Raw genomic sequence first — 25,179 nt, 5'->3', positions numbered from 1 at the left:
ATGTATCAAAAAAATATTTTAAAAGAAATTATAAAAAATAAAATTTCTTGGATTCAAAATAAAAAAAAATTTTTTCCTATAAAAAAATTTTTTCCGTATATAAAAAAAACAAAATATGATTTTTATCATGCATTAAAAAGTAATAATAGTGTATTTATTTTAGAATGTAAAAAATATTCTCCATCTAAAGGATTAATTTGTAAAAATTATGATTTAAAATTTATTGCTCATATTTATAAAAAATATTCGTCTGTTATTTCTGTTCTAACAGATGAAAAATATTTTCAAGGTAGCTTTGATGATATTAACATTGTTAGAAATATAGTATCACAACCAATTTTATGTAAAGATTTCATCTTAGATTCATACCAAATATACTTTGCTAGATATCATAAAGCTGATGCAATACTCTTAATATTATCTATATTAAATGATAAAGAATATATTCAATTTTCTACAATAGCAAATAAATTAAATATGGGTATATTAACTGAAATTAATAATGAAAAGGAACTTAAAAGAGCAATATGTTTGAAAGCTCAAGTTATTGGGATTAATAATAGAAATTTAGAAAATTTTACAATAGATATTAATAAAACATATAATTTGGTAAATTTAAATTCTATTCCTAAACAAATTATATTAATTAGTGAATCAGGTATTAATAGTAATTGTCAAATAAGACAATTAAGTAAATTTGTTCATGGATTTTTAATAGGTTCTGCAATAACTTCTAAAAAAAATATTTTATTTGCAGTTAAAAATTTAATTTATGGTAAAAATAAAATATGTGGTTTAAGAAAAATTGAAGATGCTAAAGTAACTAATGATTCAGGTAGTATATTTGGTGGATTAATTTTTGTAAATAATTCTATAAGAAACATTAATCTTAAAACTGCAAAAAATATTGTATTTAATATTAAACCACTATTATACATAGGAATATTTTATAATAATACAATTGAAGAAATAGTTCACATATCAAAAATATTATTATTATATGCTGTTCAATTACATGGTGAAGAAAATCAAAACTTTATTAATATCTTAAGAAGTAAATTACCTAACACAATTAAAATTTGGAAAGTTATTAAAATAAATAATAACATTCCTATATATCAATATAATAATGTAGATTTATATGTATATGATAATTACTTATCTGGTAAAGGAATAAAATTTAATTGGAAATTATTAAAAAATAAAAATAATCAAAAAATTTTATTAGCAGGTGGTTTAAATAAAAATAATTTTGCAGAAGCAATAAAATTAAAATGTTATGGATTAGATTTTAATTCAGGTGTAGAAAGTATTCCTGGAATTAAAGATCATTTAAAAATAAAAGAAATTTTTAAAAAATTAAGTAGATATTAAAAATGAATTATTAATTTTTCATTATAAGGAAAATATTTAAATGATTACTTTATTACCTAGTTATTTTGGTAAATTTGGTGGAATGTTTGTACCACAAATATTAATACCTCCTTTATTAGAATTAGAACAAACATTTATCCAATCACAAAAAGATCCTGTTTTTAAAAAAAAATATAATTTTTTATTAAAAAATTATGTTGGTCGTCCAACACCATTAACAATATGTAATAATTTAACTAAAAATACAAATTCTATTCTTTATTTAAAAAGAGAAGATTTACTTCATAGTGGAGCACATAAAATTAACCAAGCATTAGGACAAGCATTATTAGCAAAAAAAATGAATAAAAAAGAAATTATAGCAGAAACAGGAGCAGGACAACATGGAGTAGCTGCATCAATCGTATGTGCACTATTAGAATTAAAATGTAAAGTTTTTATGGGAGAAAAAGATATACAACGTCAAATATCTAATGTTTCAAGAATGAAATTATTAGGAACAGAAGTAATTTCAGTTAACCATAATAATGGTACATTAAAAGATGCGTGCAATGAAGCTATTCGTTACTGGTCTAGTAATTATAAAAATTCTCATTATATGATAGGAACTGCTGCTGGACCTCATCCTTATCCTACTATTGTAAGTGAATTTCAAAGTATAATAGGTAAGGAAGTAAAAAATGATATTATTTTAATGGAAAATAGATTACCTGATATGTTAATAGCATGTGTAGGTGGTGGATCAAATGCAATTGGATTATTTAAAGATTTTATAAAAGATAAATCTGTTCAATTAATTGGAATAGAACCAGGAGGTTTAGGTATTCATACTAAACAACATGGTGCCGCTTTAAAATATGGTAAAATAGGAATATATTTTGGTATGAAAACTTCAATTATGCAAACAAAAAATTATCAAATTGCAGAATCATACTCAATTTCTGCAGGTTTAGATTTTCCTGCTGTAGGTCCACAACATGTATATTTAAATAGTATAGGTAGAGCTAATTACTTTTCTATTACAGATAAAGAAGCTATAGAAGCCTTTAAGTTATTATGTGTTAAAGAAGGAATAATACCTGCTTTAGAATCTGCTCATGCTTTAGCATACGCTTTAAAAATTATTAAAAATAATCCTAAAAAAAAACAAATATTAGTAGTAAACTTATCTGGAAGAGGAGATAAAGATATTACTACAGTGAATAATAATTAATAATTATAGGTTATATATAATATATGGAAAAACGTTATAACAATATGTTTAAATATTTAAAAAATAGAAAAGAAGCTGCATTAATACCGTTTATTACTATAGGAGATCCATCTAGAAAAATATTTTTAAATATAGTTGATACTTTAATTTATAATGGTTCAGATGGATTAGAATTAGGAATTCCGTTTTCTGATCCATTGGCTGATGGTCCTATCATCCAAAAAGCAAATAAAAGAGCTTTAAAGTTAGGTATTAATATTATTGAATGTTTTAAGTTAATTAGTATTATCAGAAATAGACATCCTAATATTCCAATAGGAATATTAATATATGTAAATATTATTTATTCTTATGGTATAAAAAATTTTTATGATCAGTGTTATAAATCTGGAATTGATTCTGTTCTTATTGTAGATGTACCAATTGAAGAATTTATACCTTTTTATAAAGAATCAATTAAAAAAAAAATTTTACCTGTTTTAATTTGTCCACCAAATGCTGATGATTTTTTATTAAAAAAAATTTCATCTTTTAATTGCGCATATACTTATGTATTATCAAGAGCTGGAATTACTGGAATTAATGAAATAATTAGTAATAAATTTAATATTTCTAATTTATTTTCTAAATTAATAAAATATAATGCAGCTTTACCATTACAAGGATTTGGAATTTACAAAACTAGACATATTAAAAATGCTATTAATAATGGTGCTTATGGAGTAATTTTAGGATCTTTTATAATTAAATTAATAGAAGATTATCAAAATAATTCTATTATTTTATTAAAAAAATTAAAAAATATGATAATAAAATTCAAATCTGCTACAATATTTTAAAAAATAATTTTAAAATTTCTTTTTGTAAATAGTGTTACTCATATGTCTTTTTTAAAAATTAAATTATTAACGAATGAGACTCAAAAATTTTTTAAAAAATATTTAATATTTTTTATAAAAATTATTTTAAACTTTTCTATAATCTATTTAATAATAGAATATTTAACTTATCCTTATAAAGAAATATTAGTTACTATAATAAAGAATATTATTAGAAATAATAATTTTAATAATTTTTTTTTAGTCTTAAAACATTTAACAATTAAAGAAAAATTTTTTATGAATTATTATTTTTTTATACATAAAATAATAACTTTAACAAATTTTTCTTTAATAGTAATTATTACAATTTCAATTATAATTATTGATTATAATAAAAAAAAAAATGTCATTAATTCTATTTTTAAATATATTTTTTATAATTTTCCTATATTATTTATAATGTTTTTTATAATAAATATTATTTTAGAATATAGTTTTATTATAGGTGTTTTTTATAGTATAATAATACTATTTTTATTATTATTATTTCCTATTATTAGAATAATAGAAAAAAAAAGTATTTTTGATTCTGTTGTTTATAGTATAAAATTAGTTTGGAGTCATAAAAAAATAATATTTCCTATTTTTTTTATATATATAATAGTAAAATTTTTATTATTAATTTTTGATACAATTTTATTATTTAATTATTCTTATTTATTATTATTAATATTTAATATTATTAATAATTTTATAACAATTATATTTATAATTTATTTAACAAAATGTTATTTATTAGTAAAAAATATACATAATGATTATAAATAAACTATTTTAATTAAAATGATTTATATTAGTCACATTTTAATAATTTATATAATATAAATATTAAAAAAGATCTTTATCTTAAAAGAATATTTTTATATAATACATATTATATGTAATTTTATAAAAATATAAAATTTTATACTAGACAAAAGATCATTTTTAATGATATATGAATATATATTCAGATAAATAATATTTTTATAAAATTTATGTTATCAAATAATAATAACTTTTATGAAATTCCTTTCATTTAATATTAATGGTATTAGAGCACATATTCATCAACTTGAGTCAATAATTAATTTATATAATCCTGATATAATTGGATTACAAGAAATTAAAGTTGAAGATATCAATTTCCCTGAAGAAAAATTAACAAAATTAGGTTATAATGTTTTTTTTTATGGTGAAAAAAAATATCATGGAGTAGCTTTATTAAGTAAATATATTCCATTAAATATACAAAAAGGATTTTTATGTAAGCAATTTAATAATCAAAAAAGATTAATAATGATTGATATTCCAAGTTCTATTGGAATTATAAAAGTAATAAATTGTTATTTTCCTCAAGGAGATAATCGTAATAATTTTATTAAGTTTTCTGCTAAAATTAATTTTTTTAAAAATTTACAACAATTTATTGAAAATAATGTAGATCCTAATAGCCCAGTTATATTAATGGGTGATATAAATGTTAGTATTTCTGATTTAGATATTGGTATAGGAGAAGTTAATCGTAAACAGTGGTTAAATAAGGGTAAATGTTCCTTTTTACCAGAAGAAAGAATCTATATTAATAAATTATTAAAATGGGGTTTATTTGATATTTGGAGGATAATGAATCCAAAAGTAAATAATATATTTTCCTGGTTTGATTATCGATCTAATGGATATTTAAATAATCGGGGTTTAAGAGTTGATTTAATTTTAATTAGTAAAATACTAATACAATATTATATTAATTCAAATATAGAATATTCTATTCGTGAAATGATTAAACCATCAGACCATGTTCCAGTTTGGGTTAATTTTAAAATTTTTTAATTTAATTTTATTTTAATATTAGGTGATAAATGACTATTTTATGGAATTTAATAAAATATTTTTTTTGTTATACTTGGTTAACATTCAATTTTATCAAAAAATTAATATTAAATATAATATTTTTATTATTAATAATAATATGTAGTTATTATATTTATAATATTAATTTTCATAATCAAACGAATAATTTAAATAAAAATAAAAAACATATATTAGAAATTAATATTCAATATTTAACAGATGATATAGTAAATCATAATAATATTTTTTTTAGATTATTAGATAAAATATTTAATTTACCAAATCAAAATTCAACTTTTCAAGTTGCTCAAGCTATTCTTCGTGCAAAAACAGATAAAAATATTAGCGGAATTATTTTAAATTTAAATAATTGTATGGTAGAAGATATAACTATATTAGATTATATAGGTAAGTATTTAAATAATTTTAAAACTTCTGGTAAACCTATATATGCTATAGGAGACATGTATAATCAAAATCAATATTATTTAGCAAGTTTTGCTGATACAATAATTTTAGAACCACAAGGATATATAGATCTACATGGTTTATCTACAGATAATTTTTATTTTAAAAGTTTTTTAAAAAAAATAAGAGTAAAATTAAATATATTTAAGATAGGAGAATTTAAATCAGCTATTGAGCCAATGACAAGAGATAATATGTCTTCAAGTACTAAAATAGTAGAAAAAAACTTAATTAATAATTTATGGGGTAATTATGTAAAAACAGTTATAAATAATCGTAACATTACTTTTCAAAACTTGTTTCCAAATCACAAAAATTATATTCAAAAAATAAAAGATAGTAAAGGAAATTTAGCAATATATGCTCTAAAAAATAAGTTAATAGATAAAATATCTACAAGATTTGATTTTGAAAATGATATGATAAAAAAATTTGGATGGGATTCTAAAAATCAAACATATAATCATGTAAATATAAATGAATATATTAGTCAAAATATTAAACAAGATAATAAAAATAATATTGCAGTCATAAGTATAGATGGAATTTTAACTTATGGTATAGAAAGTACTGATATTGTTAATCAAATAAATCAAGTATATTTAGATCCTAATATTAAAGGATTGATATTAAAAATTAATAGTCCAGGAGGTAGTTTAATAGCTGCTGAATATATATATAATGCATTAATTTCTTTAAAAAAAGTTCATAAACCTATTGTAGTATCAATGGGAGAATTAGCTGCATCAGGAGGATATTTTATTGCAACTGCAGGAAATTATATTATAAGTAATAAAAATACTATTACAGGATCTATTGGAATATTTTCTGTTATACCTACATTTAATAATACTTTAAAAAGTTTAGGAATTTATAATGATGGTGTTAGTATTAATACTGGATTAATAGATTCACTATATAAAGAATTTCCTTTAGAAAGTAAAGAACTTGCAAAAGAACTTATACAAGGCGGTTATGAAAAATTTATACATGTAATTGCTAATGGAAGACATAAATCTATAAAAGATGTAAAAAAATTAGCTAATGGTATGGTATGGATAGGTAAAGACGCAAAGAAAAATGGATTAGTTGATGCTATTGGAGATTTTGATTCTGCTATCAGAAAAATATCTGAATTAACTAAGATTAAAAATATTTCATTAGAATGGTTAGAAAGTGACACTGATTTATTTTCTTTTAAATTATTAGATTTCTTTTCTTTAAAAACAAATAATTCAATTGTTCTAAAAAATATTTTCCCATTTTTAAAAAATTATTATATTCAAAAATTTTTACTCAAAAATAATTCATCATTAATAATGCAACAGATCAATGATCCAAACAACATATATGCTATATATAATTTAAATATTCATTAATAATAAATATTTAAAAAATAATATTTAAATAAGGATAAGGATAAGGATAAAAAAATGTCTATTAGAATTGCTATCAATGGATTTGGAAGAATAGGTCGTGTTTTCTTTCGTATTGCACAAAAAAGTTCTAAAATTAAAATTATAGCTATTAATGATTTATTAGAAATAAATTATATGGCTTATATGTTAAAATATGATTCTACACATGGAAAATTTAATGGTAATATTGAAGTAAAAAACCAATATTTAATTGTTAATGATAATTATATTAATGTTTTTTTTGAAAAAGATCCTTGTAATTTAAAATGGCGTGATTTAGATATAGATGTAGTTGTAGAATCTACAGGAATGTTTTTAACTAAAGAATTAGCAAATAAACATATAATTGCAGGTGCTAAAAAAGTTATAATTACTGCACCTCCTAAAGATAATTATATTCCTATGTATGTTAAAGGTGTTAATTTTGATAAATATAATGGTGAAAATATTATATCTAATGCATCTTGTACAACTAATTGTTTAGCACCTTTAGTAAAAATAATTCATAATAATTTTATTATCAAAGAAGGATTAATGACAACAATACATGCTGTAACTTCAACTCAAAAAACAGTAGACAGTCCTTCTTATAAAGATTGGAGAGGTGGCAGAGGTGCATATCAAAATATTATTCCATCAACTACTGGTGCTGCTAAAGCAGTAGGATATGTTATACCTGAATTAAATGGAAAATTAACAGGAATATCTCTACGAGTTCCTGTTGCTAATGTTTCAGTCGTTGATTTAACAGTTAAATTACTTAAAAAAACTACATTGAATGAAATATTTAACCAAATAAAATTTGCTGCACATAATGATATGAAAGGTGTTATTGGATATACAGAAGATGATGTAGTATCTAGTGATTTTAATGGAGAAATATTAACTTCTGTTTTTGATAAGAAAGCTAGTATACTTATTAGTAGTACTTTTGTAAAATTAATTGCTTGGTATGATAATGAAACAGGATATTCAAATAAAATTTTAGATCTTATAATACATATTACAAAAAATAATTAAATATTAGTTTTTTAATAATATTTAGAATTTTAACTGATAAAGATTAATTTAAAAATTTATCAGTTAAAATATTCATACCAATTTTATAAAATGAATCTTGTTTTCGGATGTATTATTCAATATTTTAAAATATAAATTTATATAAATTATTATTTATCACTCATACTGAAATGTTAAATTATGTTAAAATTAATGATAATCCGAAACACAGGAGCACTATTCATTGGATTTACAATCAATTTTAATCTTATTTATTATAGGATGTATATTAATTACATCTAGTATTTTGATAAGTTCAATTACTTCTAAAGTAGGAATTTCTATTTTATTAGTGTTTTTAGGAATAGGTATATTATCTGGATCAGATGGTATTGGAAGAATTTCATTTCATAGTTATGAAATAGCAAATATTATTAGTAATTTATCTTTAGCTGTTATTCTACTTGATGGTGGAATGAGAACAAAAATTTCTTCAGTTAAAATTGCTTTGATTCCTGCATTATCTTTAGCAACTATTGGAGTTTTAATAACTGCAGGATTAACAGGAATAATGGCATCTTATTTATTTAAAATACATTTAATTTATGGTTTTTTAGTTGCCGCAATACTAGCATCTACAGATGCTGCTGCTATTTTTACTTCTGGAAAAGGATTAAATGAAAGAGTTATTTCTACTCTTGAAATAGAATCTGGTAGTAATGATCCTATGGCTGTATTTTTAACAACATCTATTATTAAAATGATTCAAATCAACCAATTAAATTTTAATTTTAACATATTAATATTATACCTTATTTACTTAATAAAACAATTTATATTAGGAATAATATTAGGATCAATTGGAGCATGGATAGTAAAAAAAATTATTAATAAAATTATATTAGTTAGTGGATTATATCCTTTACTAGTATTAAGTATTGGTATACTTATTTTTTCTTTAACTAATTTATTAGATGGTAGTGGTATTTTAGCTATTTATTTATACGGTTTTTTTATTGGTAATTATAATATTCGTAATCGTAATAGTATTCTTCAAATTTTTGACGGTATTGCATGGTTTAGTCAAATTACTATGTTTTTAATATTAGGATTATTAGTAAGTCCTAGTTCTTTATTACATATTGCATTACCATCATTAATATTATCGTTTTGGATGATTTTATTAGTAAGACCTTTATCTGTTTTCATAGTATTACTACCTTTTAGTAATTTTAATATACGTGAAAAAATTTTTATTAGTTGGATGGGATTAAGAGGAGCTGTTCCAATTATATTAGCATTATTTCCTATAATAGCACAAATAGAACATGCTATGCTATTTTTCAATATAGCATTTTTTATTGTTTTAATTTCTTTAATAATTCAAGGAAGTTTTTTAAATTTTTTTGCAAATAAAACAAAAGTATTATTACCCTCTATTATTTTACCTATTCATAGAACTAATTTAGATATAAATATTAAAAAACAGTGGGAACAATTTACTTATATATTAGATACAAAAACATGGTGTATTGGAACATCATTACGTGATTTATATATGCCAAGAAAAACATTTATTACTGCATTATTTAGAAAAGGTAAATTATTAAGACCGACAGGAAATACTATTTTACAAAAAGATGATATAATTTGTATTATAGGACATGAAAATAATTTAAAAGATTTAGGAAAATTATTTAGTAAAACAGTTTCATTATCACTTAATCAAAAATTTTTTGGAGATTTTATTCTTGATGCTGAAGCTAAATTATATGATATAGCAAAAATTTATAGTTTAAAATTAAATAAAAATATTAATGTTCAACAATCAATAGGAAAATTATTAATTTCTTTGATGAAAAATAATACTATAGTAGTTGGAGATAATATAAAATGGAATAATATTTTATGGACTATAGCAGAAAAAGAAAATAATAAAATTACTAGAATAGGTATTAAATCTATAAAAAAATATTAATTAATATTATTAATAAATAATAAATATTTTTAACTAAATTAATATCTATATATTAATACATAAAATGTATTATCATAGATAATATATAAAGTTAATAATTTAACTAATAAATATATTTTTATATAAAAAATTATATTTAATATTCATTAAAAATTATAAATACAATTTTTTTAAAAAATCTTAAAATTAATAGTATTTTTTGTTATTAGAAGAGATATTTACTAAATAAATCATTAAAATAATTTATATAAAGAATTTTTATATTTATATAACATAAAATATAAATTAATAATATTGTTTTTTTCCTTGTCTTCCACCTAAAAGATGTATATGTAAATGAAATATTTCTTGACATCCATGTTTATTACAATTAATAACTATTCTGTATCCATTTTTATCTATATTTGTTTTTTTTGCCATTTTAGAAGAAACTAATAACATTCTACCTAAAATTAGTTCATGTGTTTGATTAACATCATTAAGAGTAGCTATAAAATTATTTGGTATAATTAAAATATGTATCGGACTTTTAGGAAAAATATCATAAAATGCAGTTACTAATTCGTCTTGATATAAAATATTTGTTGAAGTTTTATGTAATATTATTCTTGTAAAAATATCATTATTATTTTTCATTTTCTTATAAATTATAAATTAATTAATATTTATTACCTATCAAATTATCTATTTCTGTTTTCAAATTATCAGATTTAGTTCCAAATACAGCTTGTACACCATTACCAGAGATAATAATACCCATTGCTCCTAATTTTATTAATTTTTTTTGATTAACTTTATTAATATTTATAACACTAACACGTAATCTAGTAATACAAGCATCTAAATTTGTAATATTTTTTTTGCCACCAAAAGCATCTATTAATTGTTTAATATATTCTATTTTATTTTCTATGATTATATTATCAATATTTAATGTTTCTCTTCCTGGTGTTTTTAAATTCCATTTAATTATTAATATTCTAAAAATTGAATAATACATTATAGAATAAAAAATTCCTATTATTGGAAATAACCATATTTTACTACCATGACCACTTAATATGATAAAGTCAATTAAACCATGAGAAAAACTTGTTCCATTTCTCATTCCTAATAAAATGCAAATAGGAAAAGATAATCCAGCTAAAATTATATGTATAATATATAGTATTGGTTCTATATACATGAAAGAAAATTCTATTGGTTCTGTAATTCCAGTCAAAAAAGAAGTTAATGCAGCAGATAACATTAAACTACCAATTTTATTTTTATTTTCTTTTTTAGCAGTATGCCATATTGCAATTGCTGCAGCTGGTAAACCATACATTTTAAATAAAAAACCACCTGCTAATTTTCCTGCAGTAGGATCTCCTGATATATATCTAGCAATATCTCCATGATATATTTGTTTTGTTATATTATTAGTAAACGATCCAATTTCCATTTGGAATGGAACATTCCAAATATGATGTAATCCAAAAGGTAATAAAGATCTTTCTACAATTCCATATATTCCAAAAGCAAGTACTGGATTTTGATAAGCTGCCCAATGTGAAAAACATTGAATAACTTTACCCAAAGGTAACCATATAAAAGACAATAAAATTCCAATAAAAATTGACATTAAACCAGAAATAATAGGAACAAAACGTTTCCCAGAAAAAAAACCAAGATATTCTACTAATTTAATTTGGTGAAATTTATTAAACATATACGCTGCTATAGATCCAGATATAATACCTCCTAGTACTCCAGTATCAGCAAGATGTTTTTTTAATATAATATCATGTGGTATATTATATAATAGTAATGGAATAATTACTTCTACAGTTTTAGTTAAAATACCATATGAAACAACAGATGCTAATGCAGATACACCATTATTTTTAGTAAAACCTAAAGCAATACCAATAGCAAAAATTAATGGCATATTGGAAAAAACTGATCCTCCTGTTTTTTCCATAATATTAGAAATAACCTTTGGTAACCAATAAAAATTAGCAGATCCAATACCTAACAATATGCCAGCAATAGGTAATACTGAAACTGGTAACATTAAAGATTTACCAACTTTTTGTAAATTAGCAAATGTGTTATTAAACATTATATAATCCTGATTTTTATTTATTTATTATAATTATAATAAATAAATAATTAATTATTTTTAATAATTATATTTATTTTTTTTTCAAATGATAATAAAAATTTAATTAAAACTAATTTTTGATTAATATAATTAATATTAATTAAACAATTACGATAATATAATAAGTCATCTATAATTAAAAAAATATTATTTAATTTTATTAAACTTGATAATACTGAAATTAAATTGTATTGATCTAGATTATAAAAAAATTTTTTATTAATTTTTAAATGATATTTAACTACATCTACTAATATTAAATATAACCAATTAAAATATAATAAAACATTTTTATTATTTAATATTTTTAATAAATATAATATATCATATTTTATTGCTGAAATAAAAATTTCATATAAATTTTTTCTTTTTATCCACAAAGAACTATTTAATAATTTATATGCATTAATAGGAGAGTAATTACATACTCGTAATGCAGTTATTATTATTTTTTGTTCATAACAATTATTTAATTGATTTTGTATCCAATATAATCCATCATTTTCAGATGGAGAATTAATATACCATATTTGACAACGACTCAATATTGTAGGTAATAAATCATTTTTATTATGACATTGCATAAAAAACCAAGTATTTTTAGGTGGTTCTTCAAGAATTTTTAAAATTGCATTACTAGATGAATTATTTAATTGTTTAGCATATGGCAACCATATTATTTTACCTTTATTTATATAAGAATGATTAGAAATAGTATCAATTATATTTCTAATATCATCTATACTTACAGATATATTAGTATCATTTTTTTTTACAATATATAAATCAGGATGATTTCCAGTTTTTATTAAAATACAACTTGTACACTTTTTACAATTATTTAAAAGTTTTTTATTTATACACAAAATCCATTTAATTAATGAATAAACTAGATCTATAGTACCTATACCACTAATTGAACAAAAAATAAAAGCATGATAACTTTTATTTCTTAAAAATTGTTGTATTATTGTTTCGTAATCATTGTTTAACCAAGGATAACGTAATAATAATGTTTTACATTGTAACATGATTATTATAGTTCCTAACTTTTAATAATTTTATTATTATTTTTTTTTAAAATATAACAATAAAATTATAAATTATAAGAAAATACTATTTTAAAATTAATATTCTAATATAAAAATATTGAATTAATTTTTTGTTTATTTGAATTTTTTAATATTTACATATTAAAATATATTTTTTTATTAAAAATAATGAATTGCATAATTAACTATTAATGTTTTATTATTAATTAATTTTATTAAAATATATATATTATTAATAAAATTAATTATATTTTTTTAAAAATTAGTGATGCATTAGTTCCTCCAAAACCAAAAGAATTACATAATACATATTTCATATTATGTACATCACGTGCAATATTAGGAATGAAATCTAAATCAAAATTTTTATCCACATTGTTTAAATTAATGGTTGGAGGAACTATTTGATCTCTCAATGATAAAACAGAATAAATAGATTCTACTGCACCAGAAGCACCTAATAAATGACCAGTAACCGATTTAGTAGAACTTACAAATAAATTTAAACTATTTTTAAAAACATATTTAATAGCATGGAATTCTGCAATATCACCTAATATAGTTGATGTTCCATGAGCATTAATATACTGAATTTGATTAGAACTAATTTTTGCATCTTTTAATGCATTAAACATAGCTAAACTAGCTCCTTCACCATATTTAGGTGGAGAAGTAATATGATAGGCATCATTACTCATACCAAATCCTACTATTTCTGCATAAATATTTGCATTACGATTTTTAGCATGATTATATTCTTCTAATACTAACATTCCTGCACCATCACTTAGAACAAAACCGTCTCTATCTTTATCCCAAGGACGGCTAGCTTCTTTAGGATTACTGTTTCTTTTAGATAAAGATTTTGTTGCACAAAAACCACTTAAACCTAAAGGAGTAATTGCTTTTTCTGAGCCACCAGCTAACATTACATCAGCATCATTATAAGATATAATTCTTGATGCTATTCCAATATTTTGCATAGCAGAACTACAAGCACTACTAATAGATATAGTAGGTCCTTTAAAACCACAATCAATAGTAATATTTCCCGCTATCATATTAATCATTGTAGATGGAATATAAAAAGGTGATACTTTATTTGGTCCTTTATTATACAATAAATAATAATTTTTTTCTATTAAACCAATACCACCCATTCCAGAACCTATGGCTACACCAAATCTATGAGCATTGTTTTCATTTATAGTTATTCCTGAATCTTGTATTGCTTTTTTAGCAGCAACTATTCCATATTGAATAAATAAATCCATATGACGTATTTTTTTATTTATAATAAAATTTTTACAAGAAAAATTTTTTATTAATCCTGCAAATTTAGTAGTATATTTACTTGTATCAAAATTATTAATTAAATCAATACCACTATTTCCGTTTATAACATTATTCCAACTAGTTTTTATTGTATTTCCTATAGGAGTAATAAGTCCTATTCCAGTAATAACAACTCTACGTTTAAACATATTTTTTATTGTATAATTATTGTTTTAAATAACATCAAAGGATGAATAAAATATTAAATTCATCCTTTGATGTTATTTAATTTTTATGGTTATTAATATAATTAATTGCTTCTTGAACGGTAGTAATTTTTTCAGCATCTTCGTCTGAAATTTCAGTTTTAAATTCTTCTTCTAGAGCCATGACTAGCTCAACAGTATCAAGAGAATCTGCTCCTAAATCTTTGATAAAAGCATTAGTATTAATAATATTTTCTTGTTTAATATCAAGTTGTTCACTAATAATTTTCTTAACACGTTTTTCTGTAGAACTACTCATACTATTAAATTTCCTATCAAACTTATTCATGTGATAATTCGCTATTTATCAAATTATTAAAAATAATTAAATATTAAAATCTTTATTAAAATTAAATTTTATTTAAAAAAAAGATTTAATATCTTAACATAAAAAATATTATATTAATTTAAGACATATATAAACCACCATTAACATGGATTGTTTCTCCTGTAATATAAGATGCTTTATCAGAAGCTAAAAATACTACAGCATCGGCTATTTCTTGTGGAGTACCAAAACGTTTTAAAGGTATCTTTGATAAAATATTATTTTTTTTATATTTTGAAATTTTACAAGTCATATTAGTTTCAATGAATCCAGGAGATATAATATTAACAGTAACTCCTTTATGTGCTACTTCTAAAGCTAAAGATTTACTAAAACCTATCAAACCTGATTTTGATGCTGCATAATTTACTTGTCCTATATTTCCCGTAGAACCTATGATCGAACCTATAGTAATAATACGTCCAAATGATTTTTTTAACATATAACGTATAACTTCTTTTGATAATTTAAATACAGAAGTTAAATTAGTCATCAAAACATCATTCCATTCACTATCTTTCATGTTTATAAGAAGACTATCAGAAATAATACCAGCATTATTTACTAAAATATCTATATTACCAAATTTATAACGAATATCATTTAAAAAACTTTTAATAGATGTAGTATTACTTATTAAATCTAATATTAAACCTATACCTTTTTTATCTAAATATTTATTTATAATATTCACACCATTTATATTTTTAGATGTACCAATTACTTTAGCACCATAATATGCTAAAGTATTAGAAATATAATATCCTATACCCTGACTAGCACCAGTAACCAAAGCTAATTTTCCTGTTAAATTCATTTTATCCTCACATTATTATTATATTTTTTTGATGCAATAGATAATGTTTTAGAATTATTTATTGAAATAACATCTAAATTATTAATAATTTTTTTAGCTATTTTTGAAAGTATATTTTTTGGTCCAAATTCTATTAAACTATTTATATTTTGATTTGATATATATTTTATGCATTCAATCCAATTAATTGGATTATATAATTGATGTATTAAATTATATTTTATTTTTTTAGGTGATGTTTCGCATTTTATATTCAGAGTGTTAACAATAGGTATTGTAGGACAATTAAATTTAATATTTGTTAAAAATTTTGTAAACTTTTTAACTATTGGTTTCATTAATAAACAATGTGAAGGTACATTAATTTTTAATGGTATATTATAAGCACCTAACGATTTACATATATTAACAACTCTGGAAATAGCATTTTTATTACCGCTAATTGTAACTTGATTATATGTATTGTAACTAGAAATAGTAACTATATTATTTTTTGATTCTTGTTCACAAATTTTTTGAACTAAATTTTTATTTAATCCTAATATAACCTGCATAAAATATCCATTAATATTATTTTCTTTTAAAGAAAAAGATATTTCTTGCATTAATTTACCTCTATAGTTAACTAATTGAATAGCATCATGAAAACTAATAACATCACTACATAACATAGCTGTATATTCACCTAAACTGTGACCAGCCATAATATTAGGAATAATATTATTTTTTTGTATCCATAATTTATATATTGCAAAAGATGCTATTAATATAGCAGGTTGAGTATAATAAGTTATGTTTAATTTTTTTAAAGGTCCTTTTTGAATTAATTTCCATAAATCATATTTTAAAATATGAGAAGCTTTATTAAAAATTTTTTTAATAATGAAATATTTATTAGATAAATCTGATAACATTCCAATAAATTGACATCCTTGACCAGGAAAAATAGCTGCTATTTTTTTTTATATATTAACATATAATTTATTATTGATATTTAAGTTAACATTTTTTTATTAATTATATTAAATATAAAAATTATTAAATATTTTTTATAAAAAAATTACTAATTCTAATTTAATAAAAATTATTTATTTATTATTTTTTTACCTTTGTAAAAACCATCTGGTGTCATGTTATGATACAAATATTTTTTTCCTGTTTTTTTATCAATTAATAAAATTTTATTTTCAGATAATGAATGATGAGAACGACGCATACCTCGTTTAGATCTAGACTTTTTACTTTTTTGTACAGCCATATTTAATCCTTTTATGAATTTAATATTTATTAAAAAACTATATTTATAATATATAAAATTATATATTTAAATATTTAGATGTTCAATAAAAAAATATATTTAATAAAAATTAAAAATTTAACTTTAATAAACAATTATTTAATTCATTATTTAATGGAGCACAGATGCAAATTTTTTTATTTGTTATTGGATGTATAAATTTTATTTTTTGTGCATGTAAAAATAATCTATTCAAACCTATTTTTTTTTTTAAATTTAAATTAAAATCAATATCACCATAACGATTATCATAAGCAATTGGATGACCAATATGAGACATGTGTACTCTAATTTGATGTGTACGTCCTGTTATAGGTATTATGTTTAATAACATCATAGATTTATAATATTTTATAACTTTAAATTTTGTTTCTGAATATTTACCAATTTTATTATGTATTATAACTTTAATTTTATTATTTGTTTTTTTCTTTAATAAAAATCCCTTTATATGACCGTAATTATTTTTATAATAATTTCCTTTAACTAAGGCTACATAACTTTTTAAAATACTATTTTCACGTAATTGTTGATGTAATAATTTTAATACAGATCTTTTTTTTGCTATTAATAATATACCAGAAGTTTCTTTATCTATTCTATGTACTAGTTCTAAAAATTTATTTTTTTTAAATAAACATCGAAAATTTTCAATAATACCAAAATTTATACCACTTCCTCCATGAACAGCTATTCCTGAAGGTTTATTTATAGCAATAATATATTTATCTTCAAATAAAATCATTTTTTTAAAAAAATTTATTTTTTGTTTATTAGGTAATATTTTATTTTTTTTAATATTTTTTATATATATTAAAGGAAGATATAAAATATCTTGTGATTTTATTTTATATTTTGGTTTTACTTTTTTTTTATTAACTTTTATTTTTCCTTGTCGTAAAATTTTATAAATAAAACTTTTAGGAATATCTTTAAATTTTGTAATTAAAAAATTATCAATTCGTTGTGAATCTATATAATTAGGTATAATTATAAATTTATTTTTTATTTTTTTGTACATAAAATTTTCAAATTTAATATATATTATATATTATATATATTATTAAATAATATTGAAATATTTTATTAATAAAATAATTATTTGAAAATATATTTTTATGTTATAATAAAAAATTGTGATTATTTATTATACTTTTAATATTTAATAAATAAAATATACAAACATCCATTTTATTAAAAAACATATAAAAATAATATTTAATATTATTTTATAAATAATTTAAAATAAATTATTTTAGTAAAAATTTTTCTAAAAAAAACTATATTATATTTTTACAAATCAAATTTTTTTAATAAAATGATAAATTTGATATAAAAGTAATGAGTAAGTTATAATGAAAAGAATGTTAATAAATGCTACTCAACATGAGGAATTACGTGTAGCTATAGTTGATGGACAAAAATTATATAATTTAGATATAGCTAATAATAATTATAAACAAAAAAAATCTAATATATATAAAGGTAAAATTATTCATATAGAACCAAGTTTAGAAGCTGTTTTTGTAGATTATGGTGCTGAAAAACATGGATTTTTACCTTTTAAAGCAATTACTAACAAATATATTACTAATAATTTAAATCATATTATTTTTAAAAAAAATATTAAAGAATATTTATATGAAGGAAAAGAATTAATTGTACAAATAAATAAAGAAGAAAGAGGAAATAAAGGTGCTTCATTAACTACGTTTATAAGTTTAGCAGGTACATATTTAGTTTTAATGCCTAATACTCCTAAAGTTGGAGGAATTTCAAAAAGGATTAAAGGCAAACAACGAGACGAATTAAAAAAAATTTTATTATCATTAAAGTTACCAAAAGATATGGGTTTAATAATACGTACTGCTGGATTAGGTAAAAATAACCAAGAATTAGAATATGATTTACAATTAAGAATAAAACATTGGAAACTAATTAATAAAATAGCTAATAGTAAATCAGCACCTTTTCTAATACATCAAGAAAGTAATATACTGATGAGATCATTTAGAGATTATCTTTGTAAAGAAATTAATGAAATTCTTATTGATAATCCAGAAATATTAAAATTAGCAAAAAAATATATTAATTTATTAGGAAGATCTGATTTTAATCATAAAATTAAATTATATTCTAGTAAAATCCCATTATTTAGTCATTATCAGATAGAATCACAAATAGAAACTACATTTCAAAGAAAAGTAAATTTACTATCTGGTGGATCAATAATTATTGATACAACCGAAGCTCTTACATCAGTTGATGTAAATTCAGCTAAAGCAACTAAAGGAATAAATATAGAAGAAACAGCTTTTAATATTAATTTAGAAGCAACTGATGAAATTGCAAAACAGTTAAGATTACGTGACATAGGTGGTTTAATTGTTATTGATTTTATCGATATGTCTTCTTTAATACATCAGAGAGCAGTAGAACAACGTTTAAGAGATAAATTAATTCAAGATAAAGCTAAAATACAAATGAATCATATATCAAAATTTGGATTATTAGAAATGTCTCGTCAAAGAATTAAATCATCTTTAAGAGAAAATAATCATTTTGTATGTCCTAAATGTATAGGAAATGGCACTATAAGAAATAATAAATCATTATCATTATCAATTTTACGATTAATTGAAGAAGAATCTTTTAAAGAAAATACTAAAGAAGTTTATGCAATAGTACCTTTAAAAATAGCATGTTATTTATTAAATAAAAAAATACAATTTGTTAATATTATTGAAAACAAAAAAAATAAAGTACAAATTTTTATTATTCCAAATGATCAAATAAATATTCCCAATTACTCTATTTTACGTATTTGTCATGAAAAAGATAAAAAAATTATTAATAGTTCTGTAACAAAAATTTATAATTTAAATTATAAATTTTATATTAATAAATATTATAATTATATATACTTGTTTTTAAAAAAAAAAATAATTAAAAAAAAATTATTAATTAGTAATCAAAATAAAATATTTAAAAAAAATCAAATATTTAATTTTTTTTTGAAAATTAATAATATTATAAATAATAGTTTTATAAAAAAATTTTTTAATTATTTATTTAATAATGTAAAATTAAATTTTAATCAAAAAATTATTTATTTTTATATAAACAAATTTTTTAAGTATTTTTATAATTTTTTATATTTTATAAATAATATTGATTTAAATTATAAATCTAATCAAATTGATAATTTTCAAATAAAAAATAAATCAAAAGATTTTTTTTATTTGTTAAAAAAGAATCATCAAAAATAATATTAAAAACTAATAGTTCTTTAGAAAATAAAAATAATAAATTTCAAAAATTTAAATTAAGTAAATTATCAAATTTTTTTAAAAAAATTGATAAAAGATATTTTATATATAAAAAATATAATAAAATTAATTTAAATAATATCTACTATAAAAAAATTATATTTAATCATTTTAATACTTTTATTAAAAATAAAATGAGAAAATATAATCAAAAAAATTTGAACATAAATTATTTGATTTATAAAATATTAAATAATAATTTTATAGAAAAAATTATATTTTAACTAAAGAAATATTTAAAAAAATCAATTAAATAAAATAGATCAATATATATTAATAAATTACAATAAAAATTATAAATTAATATATTTATTATTTAGTACAGATATTAGAAGTAAAGGAGCAGATGGATATGCAGTTAATAGTTATGCTACTGCTCCTACACAAAAACTATGATAAATTAAAAACTATTTATAATTTAATTAAAAAATGTAAAATTTATTTAAAAAATAATTATTATTAATTTATTTATATATAAAATTTAAATTTATTAACTTAATAAGTTGATTCTAGTAATTTATTTTATTATGATCTAGAATCAACTATAAAATTTTTATTAAAGTGTTTTTAAAATTTCATTAATAGTTTCTTTTGCATCACCAAATAACATATAACTGTTATCTTTATAAAATAAAGGATTTGTAATTCCAGAATATCCATAATTCATACTTCTTTTAAAAATAATAATATTTTTTGCTTTCCAAGCTTCTAGTATAGGCATACCTGAAATTGGACTATTTTTATCTTCTTGGGCAGAAGGATTAACAGTATCATTAGCTCCTACAATTAAAACAGTATCAGTAATAGGAAAATCTTTATTAATTTCATCCATTTCTAATATTATTTTATAAGGTATATTTGCTTCTGCTAATAAAACATTCATATGTCCTGGTAATCTTCCTGCTACTGGATGAATAGCGAATCTTACTTTAATATTATAAAAATTTAATTTTTTTACCACTTCCGAAATAGAATGTTGAGCTTGTGCTACTGCCATACCATATCCAGGTATTATAATAATATTATTAGATTCTTTTAAAATTTCTACTGTTTCAGTTATAGAAATTTCTTTATATTGTTGTTCAATATCATTTTCAATAATATTATTACTTTTTTTATTTTGTAATCCTCCAAATATTACATTTATAAATGATCTATTCATACTTTTACACATTAAATATGATAATATTGCTCCAGAAGAACCAACTAATGCTCCTGTAATAATTAATAAATCATTATTTAGCATAAATCCAGAAGCTGCAGCCGCCCAACCTGAATATGAATTCAACATTGAGATTACTACAGGCATATCTGCACCACCTATACTAATTATTAAATATAAACCAAAAATTAATGAAATATGTATCATAAATATTAATGATAAAATTTGTACAATAATATATTGTGTATGTACAAATATTAACATTAATATAATGGAAATAATTAATGTAATAAAATTAATTGATTTTTTAAATTTAAAATTATAAGCTTTTGATGTAATAATTCCTGATAATTTACTAAATGCAATAATAGATCCTATAAAAGTAATCGATCCTATAAAAATACTAATGAATATTTCTATTAATTTTATAATATCATGTATTTTATTTATATTATAATATATTGTCAAATAACTATTTAATCCTACAATAATTGCAGTTAATCCTACAAAACTATGTAATATAGCAATTAATTGTGGCATTTTAGTCATATCTATTTTTTTAGATATATTTATACCAATAATACCTCCTAAGATAATAGCTATTAATATATAACCCACATTATTAAATTGAGATTGTAATATAGTAATTATTACTGCAATTATCATACCACCTATAGCAAAAAAAATACCTTTTTGAGAAGTTTCTTTTTGAGAAAGACTTGCAAGACTAAATATAAATAATATTGAAGATATAGTATATGTAACTATTGCTAGTCCATCAAACATCTATTAATACCTCTTAATTTTTATGAAACATTTTTAACATACGTTGAGTTATAGTTAATCCACCAAAAATATTTATGCTAGATACTAATATCCCTAAAAATGATAATATCATTATTATGATGTTATTATTATTAATTTGAAATATAGCTCCTATAATAATAATACCAGAAATTGCATTAGTTACTGACATTAAAGGAGTATGTAATTTATGACTAACATTCCATACAACATAGTAACCTACTATACAAGATAATAAAAATATTATAAAATGAGGTATGGTTTCTTTAGGAATAAATCTTATAATATACATAAAAAATAAACTTGTAATCATAAAACAATATTGCTTTATATATTTTAGAAAAAATTTTTCTTTTTTATTTTGTATATTTTTCTTTATAATTTTTAATTTTTGTGAATTTTCTAAAGTTTGTTCAAATTTTTTTTCTTCAATTAATGGTGCTGGCCAAATAATTTTTTTATCATAAGTAACAATCATATTACGTATAATTTCATCTTTAAAATCAATATTTAATTTTTTATTATCTTTAGATAATAATAATTTAATTAAATTAATAACATTATTACTATATAATTGTGAAGCTTGTATTGGCATTTTGCTAGGAAGATTAATAAAGCCTATTATTTTTACATTATTTTCGGTTGTAACAATTTTATTTTTTTGAGTTAATATACAATTACCACCATTTTCAGCAGCTAAATCAAAAATAATACTTCCTGGTTTCATATTTTTAATCATTTCATTATTAATTAAAATAGGAGCTTTTTTACCAGGTATTAATGCTGTAGATATAATAATATCTGTTTCTTTAATATACGTAGATAAAAGTTTAATTTCTGAATTTATTTTATTTGAATCAAAAGTTTTATTATTATTTACATCATTATATTTTTGTTTGAATTGAAGAAACATAGCACCCATACTATTAATTTGTTCTTTAACTTCTTTTCGAGTATCAAATGCTTTAACTATTGCTCCTAAACTTCGTGCAGTTGCAATAGCAGATAATCCTGCAACCCCTGCTCCTATTACTATTATTTTTGCTGATGAAGTTTTACCAGCAGCTGTAATTTGTCCATTAAGTGACCTACCAAATAAATAAGCCGATTCTATAATACTTCTATATCCAGTTAAATTACTCATAGAACTTAAAGCATCTATAGATTGTGCTCTAGAAATTCTTGGAACTGAATCCATAGATATTGCTGTAATATTTTTAATTGCTAATTCCTTTAATAAAAAAGGATTTTTCGAAGGCCAAATGAAACTAATTAATACACTATTATTTTTTATTAATTTTATCTCTTCTATAGTAGGAGGATTAATTTTAATTATTATATTAGAATTCCAAATTTTATTATCATTAACAATTTGTGCACCAATGTCAATAAAATCTTGATCTTTAAAAAAAGCATCTTTACCTGCATTTTTTTCAACAAATATTGTAAATCCTAAGTTTATCAATTTTTTTGCTGATATAGGAGTAATAGCTATTCTTGTTTCTTTAGATAATTTTTCTTTTGGTATACCAATTATCATTATTAACCTCTTTTTTATATAAAATTTAATTGATATTTTATCAAAATTTATATTTTTATATATGTAAATGTTTTTAAATATAAAAATTATCATTTATTAAATATATTATCAAATTTATATTTAAATAAAATAATTTAATAAAAATTTTTATTTTTTATTAATGCCAATAAGATTAAATCCTCCATCAACATGAATTATTTCTCCAGTAATTCCACATGATAAATCAGAACATAAAAATACAGCAACATTACCAATATCATTTATTGTAATTTGATATGATAATGGTGTTATTTTTTTATAAAATTTTAATATATAATCAAAATTATTAATACCTGATGAAGCTAAAGTTTTTATAGGTGAAGAAGATATTCCATTAATTCTAATATTTTGTTTACCAATATCATACGCAATATAACGAATATTAGCTTCTAATGATGCTTTTGCTAATCCCATAACGTTATAATTAGGTATTACTCTATTAGATCCTAAATATGATAAAGAAACTATTGAAGATTTAGGATATAACATAAATCTGCATTCTTTAACCATAGCTGTTAAACTATAAGAACTAATATCATGAGCTATTTGAAATCCTTTTCTTGATGTATTTTCAATAAAACTTCCTTTTAACTGATTTTTAGGAACAAAAGCAATAGAATGTACAAAACCATGGAATTTATTCCAAAACTTAGATATTTGAACAAATAAAAATTTTATATTATGATCTTTAGATACATCACACTTTATTATTGGATACTTTGTCATATTTTTTACTAATTTTTCTACTCTTTTTTTATTTTTTTTTTTTTGATATGTAAAAATTAATTCTGCTTTATTATTATACATAGCTTTAGCTATTCCATATGCAATAGATAGTTTACTTATTATTCCTGTAATTAATATTTTTTTTCCTAACAATAATTGCATAAAAAAATTATACCTTTTAAAAATTAATAATATTTTTATATATAAAAATAAATATAAAAAAAAATTATTTTA

General features: G+C 20.2%; 20 protein-coding genes and 1 pseudogene. 9 read left to right on the top strand and 12 right to left on the bottom strand.

Translation table 11 applies throughout. The features are described from left to right. The 8 genes from trpCF (at window position 1) to GJT81_RS00470 (ending at window position 10,164) form a co-directional block, all read left to right on the top strand. Entirely contained in the window at window positions 1-1,374 is a 1,374-nt protein-coding gene (gene trpCF, locus GJT81_RS00505; RefSeq protein WP_169785402.1) for a bifunctional indole-3-glycerol-phosphate synthase TrpC/phosphoribosylanthranilate isomerase TrpF, read from the top strand. A 40-nt stretch (window positions 1,375-1,414) separates the two neighbouring features. Further along, complete coding sequence (gene trpB, locus GJT81_RS00500) at window positions 1,415-2,587, top strand: tryptophan synthase subunit beta (protein WP_169785401.1); 1,173 nt, start codon at window positions 1,415-1,417, stop codon at window positions 2,585-2,587. A gap of 23 nt (window positions 2,588-2,610) precedes the next feature. After that, window positions 2,611-3,426 carry a tryptophan synthase subunit alpha gene (gene trpA, locus GJT81_RS00495; protein ID WP_169785400.1) on the top strand — a complete coding sequence of 272 codons (816 nt, stop codon included), beginning with the start codon at window positions 2,611-2,613 and terminating at the stop codon, window positions 3,424-3,426. A gap of 42 nt (window positions 3,427-3,468) precedes the next feature. Further along, window positions 3,469-4,236: a YciC family protein gene (locus GJT81_RS00490; RefSeq protein ID WP_169785399.1), complete on the top strand. Its 768-nt coding sequence runs from the start codon at window positions 3,469-3,471 to the stop codon at window positions 4,234-4,236. 234 nt (window positions 4,237-4,470) lie between these two features. After that, a complete protein-coding gene (gene xthA, locus GJT81_RS00485; protein ID WP_169785398.1) occupies window positions 4,471-5,280 on the top strand; it encodes an exodeoxyribonuclease III in 810 nt (269 codons plus the stop codon). Window positions 5,281-5,309: 29 nt separating this feature from the next. Continuing rightward, complete coding sequence (gene sppA / locus GJT81_RS00480) at window positions 5,310-7,148, top strand: signal peptide peptidase SppA (protein ID WP_169785397.1); 1,839 nt, start codon at window positions 5,310-5,312, stop codon at window positions 7,146-7,148. 54 nt (window positions 7,149-7,202) lie between these two features. Beyond that, window positions 7,203-8,207, top strand: coding sequence for a type I glyceraldehyde-3-phosphate dehydrogenase (gene gap, locus GJT81_RS00475; RefSeq protein WP_169785396.1), 1,005 nt, complete (start codon window positions 7,203-7,205; stop codon window positions 8,205-8,207). A gap of 223 nt (window positions 8,208-8,430) precedes the next feature. After that, the gene (locus tag GJT81_RS00470; protein WP_169785395.1) at window positions 8,431-10,164 is read left to right on the top strand and encodes a potassium/proton antiporter; all 1,734 of its coding nucleotides are present in this window, start codon (window positions 8,431-8,433) and stop codon (window positions 10,162-10,164) included. A 285-nt stretch (window positions 10,165-10,449) separates the two neighbouring features. On the opposite strand, the gene GJT81_RS00465 is transcribed toward GJT81_RS00470, so the two are convergent. The 9 genes from GJT81_RS00465 to GJT81_RS00425 form a co-directional block, all read right to left on the bottom strand. Continuing rightward, complete coding sequence (locus GJT81_RS00465) at window positions 10,450-10,800, bottom strand: histidine triad nucleotide-binding protein (protein ID WP_169785394.1); 351 nt, start codon at window positions 10,798-10,800, stop codon at window positions 10,450-10,452. A gap of 22 nt (window positions 10,801-10,822) precedes the next feature. Continuing rightward, window positions 10,823-12,268 (bottom strand): PTS glucose transporter subunit IIBC, encoded by a 1,446-nt coding sequence (ptsG, locus tag GJT81_RS00460; RefSeq protein WP_169785393.1) that lies wholly within the window; start codon window positions 12,266-12,268, stop codon window positions 10,823-10,825. A 50-nt stretch (window positions 12,269-12,318) separates the two neighbouring features. Then, window positions 12,319-13,341, bottom strand: a complete 1,023-nt coding sequence (locus tag GJT81_RS00455) for a DNA polymerase III subunit delta' C-terminal domain-containing protein (protein WP_169785392.1) — start codon at window positions 13,339-13,341, stop codon at window positions 12,319-12,321. Between the two features lie 266 nt (window positions 13,342-13,607). Continuing rightward, window positions 13,608-14,846, bottom strand: a complete 1,239-nt coding sequence (gene fabF, locus GJT81_RS00450) for a beta-ketoacyl-ACP synthase II (RefSeq protein WP_169785391.1) — start codon at window positions 14,844-14,846, stop codon at window positions 13,608-13,610. A gap of 76 nt (window positions 14,847-14,922) precedes the next feature. After that, entirely contained in the window at window positions 14,923-15,162 is a 240-nt protein-coding gene (acpP, locus tag GJT81_RS00445) for an acyl carrier protein (protein WP_169785741.1), read from the bottom strand. A 148-nt stretch (window positions 15,163-15,310) separates the two neighbouring features. Beyond that, window positions 15,311-16,048, bottom strand: a complete 738-nt coding sequence (gene fabG / locus GJT81_RS00440) for a 3-oxoacyl-ACP reductase FabG (protein ID WP_169785390.1) — start codon at window positions 16,046-16,048, stop codon at window positions 15,311-15,313. Next, the gene (fabD, locus tag GJT81_RS00435; protein ID WP_282097337.1) at window positions 16,045-16,995 is read right to left on the bottom strand and encodes an ACP S-malonyltransferase; all 951 of its coding nucleotides are present in this window, start codon (window positions 16,993-16,995) and stop codon (window positions 16,045-16,047) included. The genes fabG and fabD overlap by 4 nt, the downstream gene beginning before the upstream one ends. 137 nt (window positions 16,996-17,132) lie before the next feature. Beyond that, on the bottom strand, window positions 17,133-17,306 hold the full coding sequence (gene rpmF, locus GJT81_RS00430; RefSeq protein WP_169785389.1) for a 50S ribosomal protein L32: 174 nt from the start codon (window positions 17,304-17,306) through the stop codon (window positions 17,133-17,135). 109 nt (window positions 17,307-17,415) lie between these two features. Beyond that, on the bottom strand, window positions 17,416-18,366 hold the full coding sequence (locus GJT81_RS00425; RefSeq protein ID WP_169785388.1) for an RluA family pseudouridine synthase: 951 nt from the start codon (window positions 18,364-18,366) through the stop codon (window positions 17,416-17,418). Between the two features lie 334 nt (window positions 18,367-18,700). Here GJT81_RS00425 and GJT81_RS00420 point away from each other — a divergent pair. After that, window positions 18,701-20,221: pseudogene (locus tag GJT81_RS00420) on the top strand (Rne/Rng family ribonuclease); the annotation flags it as partial. A gap of 1,009 nt (window positions 20,222-21,230) precedes the next feature. On the opposite strand, the gene GJT81_RS00415 reads toward GJT81_RS00420, so the two are convergent. The 3 genes from GJT81_RS00415 to GJT81_RS00405 form a co-directional block, all read right to left on the bottom strand. After that, window positions 21,231-22,622, bottom strand: a complete 1,392-nt coding sequence (locus GJT81_RS00415; protein WP_169785386.1) for an NAD(P)(+) transhydrogenase (Re/Si-specific) subunit beta — start codon at window positions 22,620-22,622, stop codon at window positions 21,231-21,233. A gap of 13 nt (window positions 22,623-22,635) precedes the next feature. Then, window positions 22,636-24,180, bottom strand: coding sequence for a Re/Si-specific NAD(P)(+) transhydrogenase subunit alpha (locus GJT81_RS00410; RefSeq protein ID WP_169785385.1), 1,545 nt, complete (start codon window positions 24,178-24,180; stop codon window positions 22,636-22,638). Between the two features lie 147 nt (window positions 24,181-24,327). Next, window positions 24,328-25,107 (bottom strand): enoyl-ACP reductase FabI, encoded by a 780-nt coding sequence (locus GJT81_RS00405; RefSeq protein ID WP_169785384.1) that lies wholly within the window; start codon window positions 25,105-25,107, stop codon window positions 24,328-24,330. Window positions 25,108-25,179 lie beyond the last annotated feature (72 nt).

The organism is Enterobacteriaceae endosymbiont of Plateumaris consimilis, assembly GCF_012563145.1.
In the GTDB taxonomy this organism is placed as follows: Bacteria; Pseudomonadota; Gammaproteobacteria; order Enterobacterales; family Enterobacteriaceae.
This window is presented reverse-complemented; position numbering and strand designations above follow the sequence as displayed.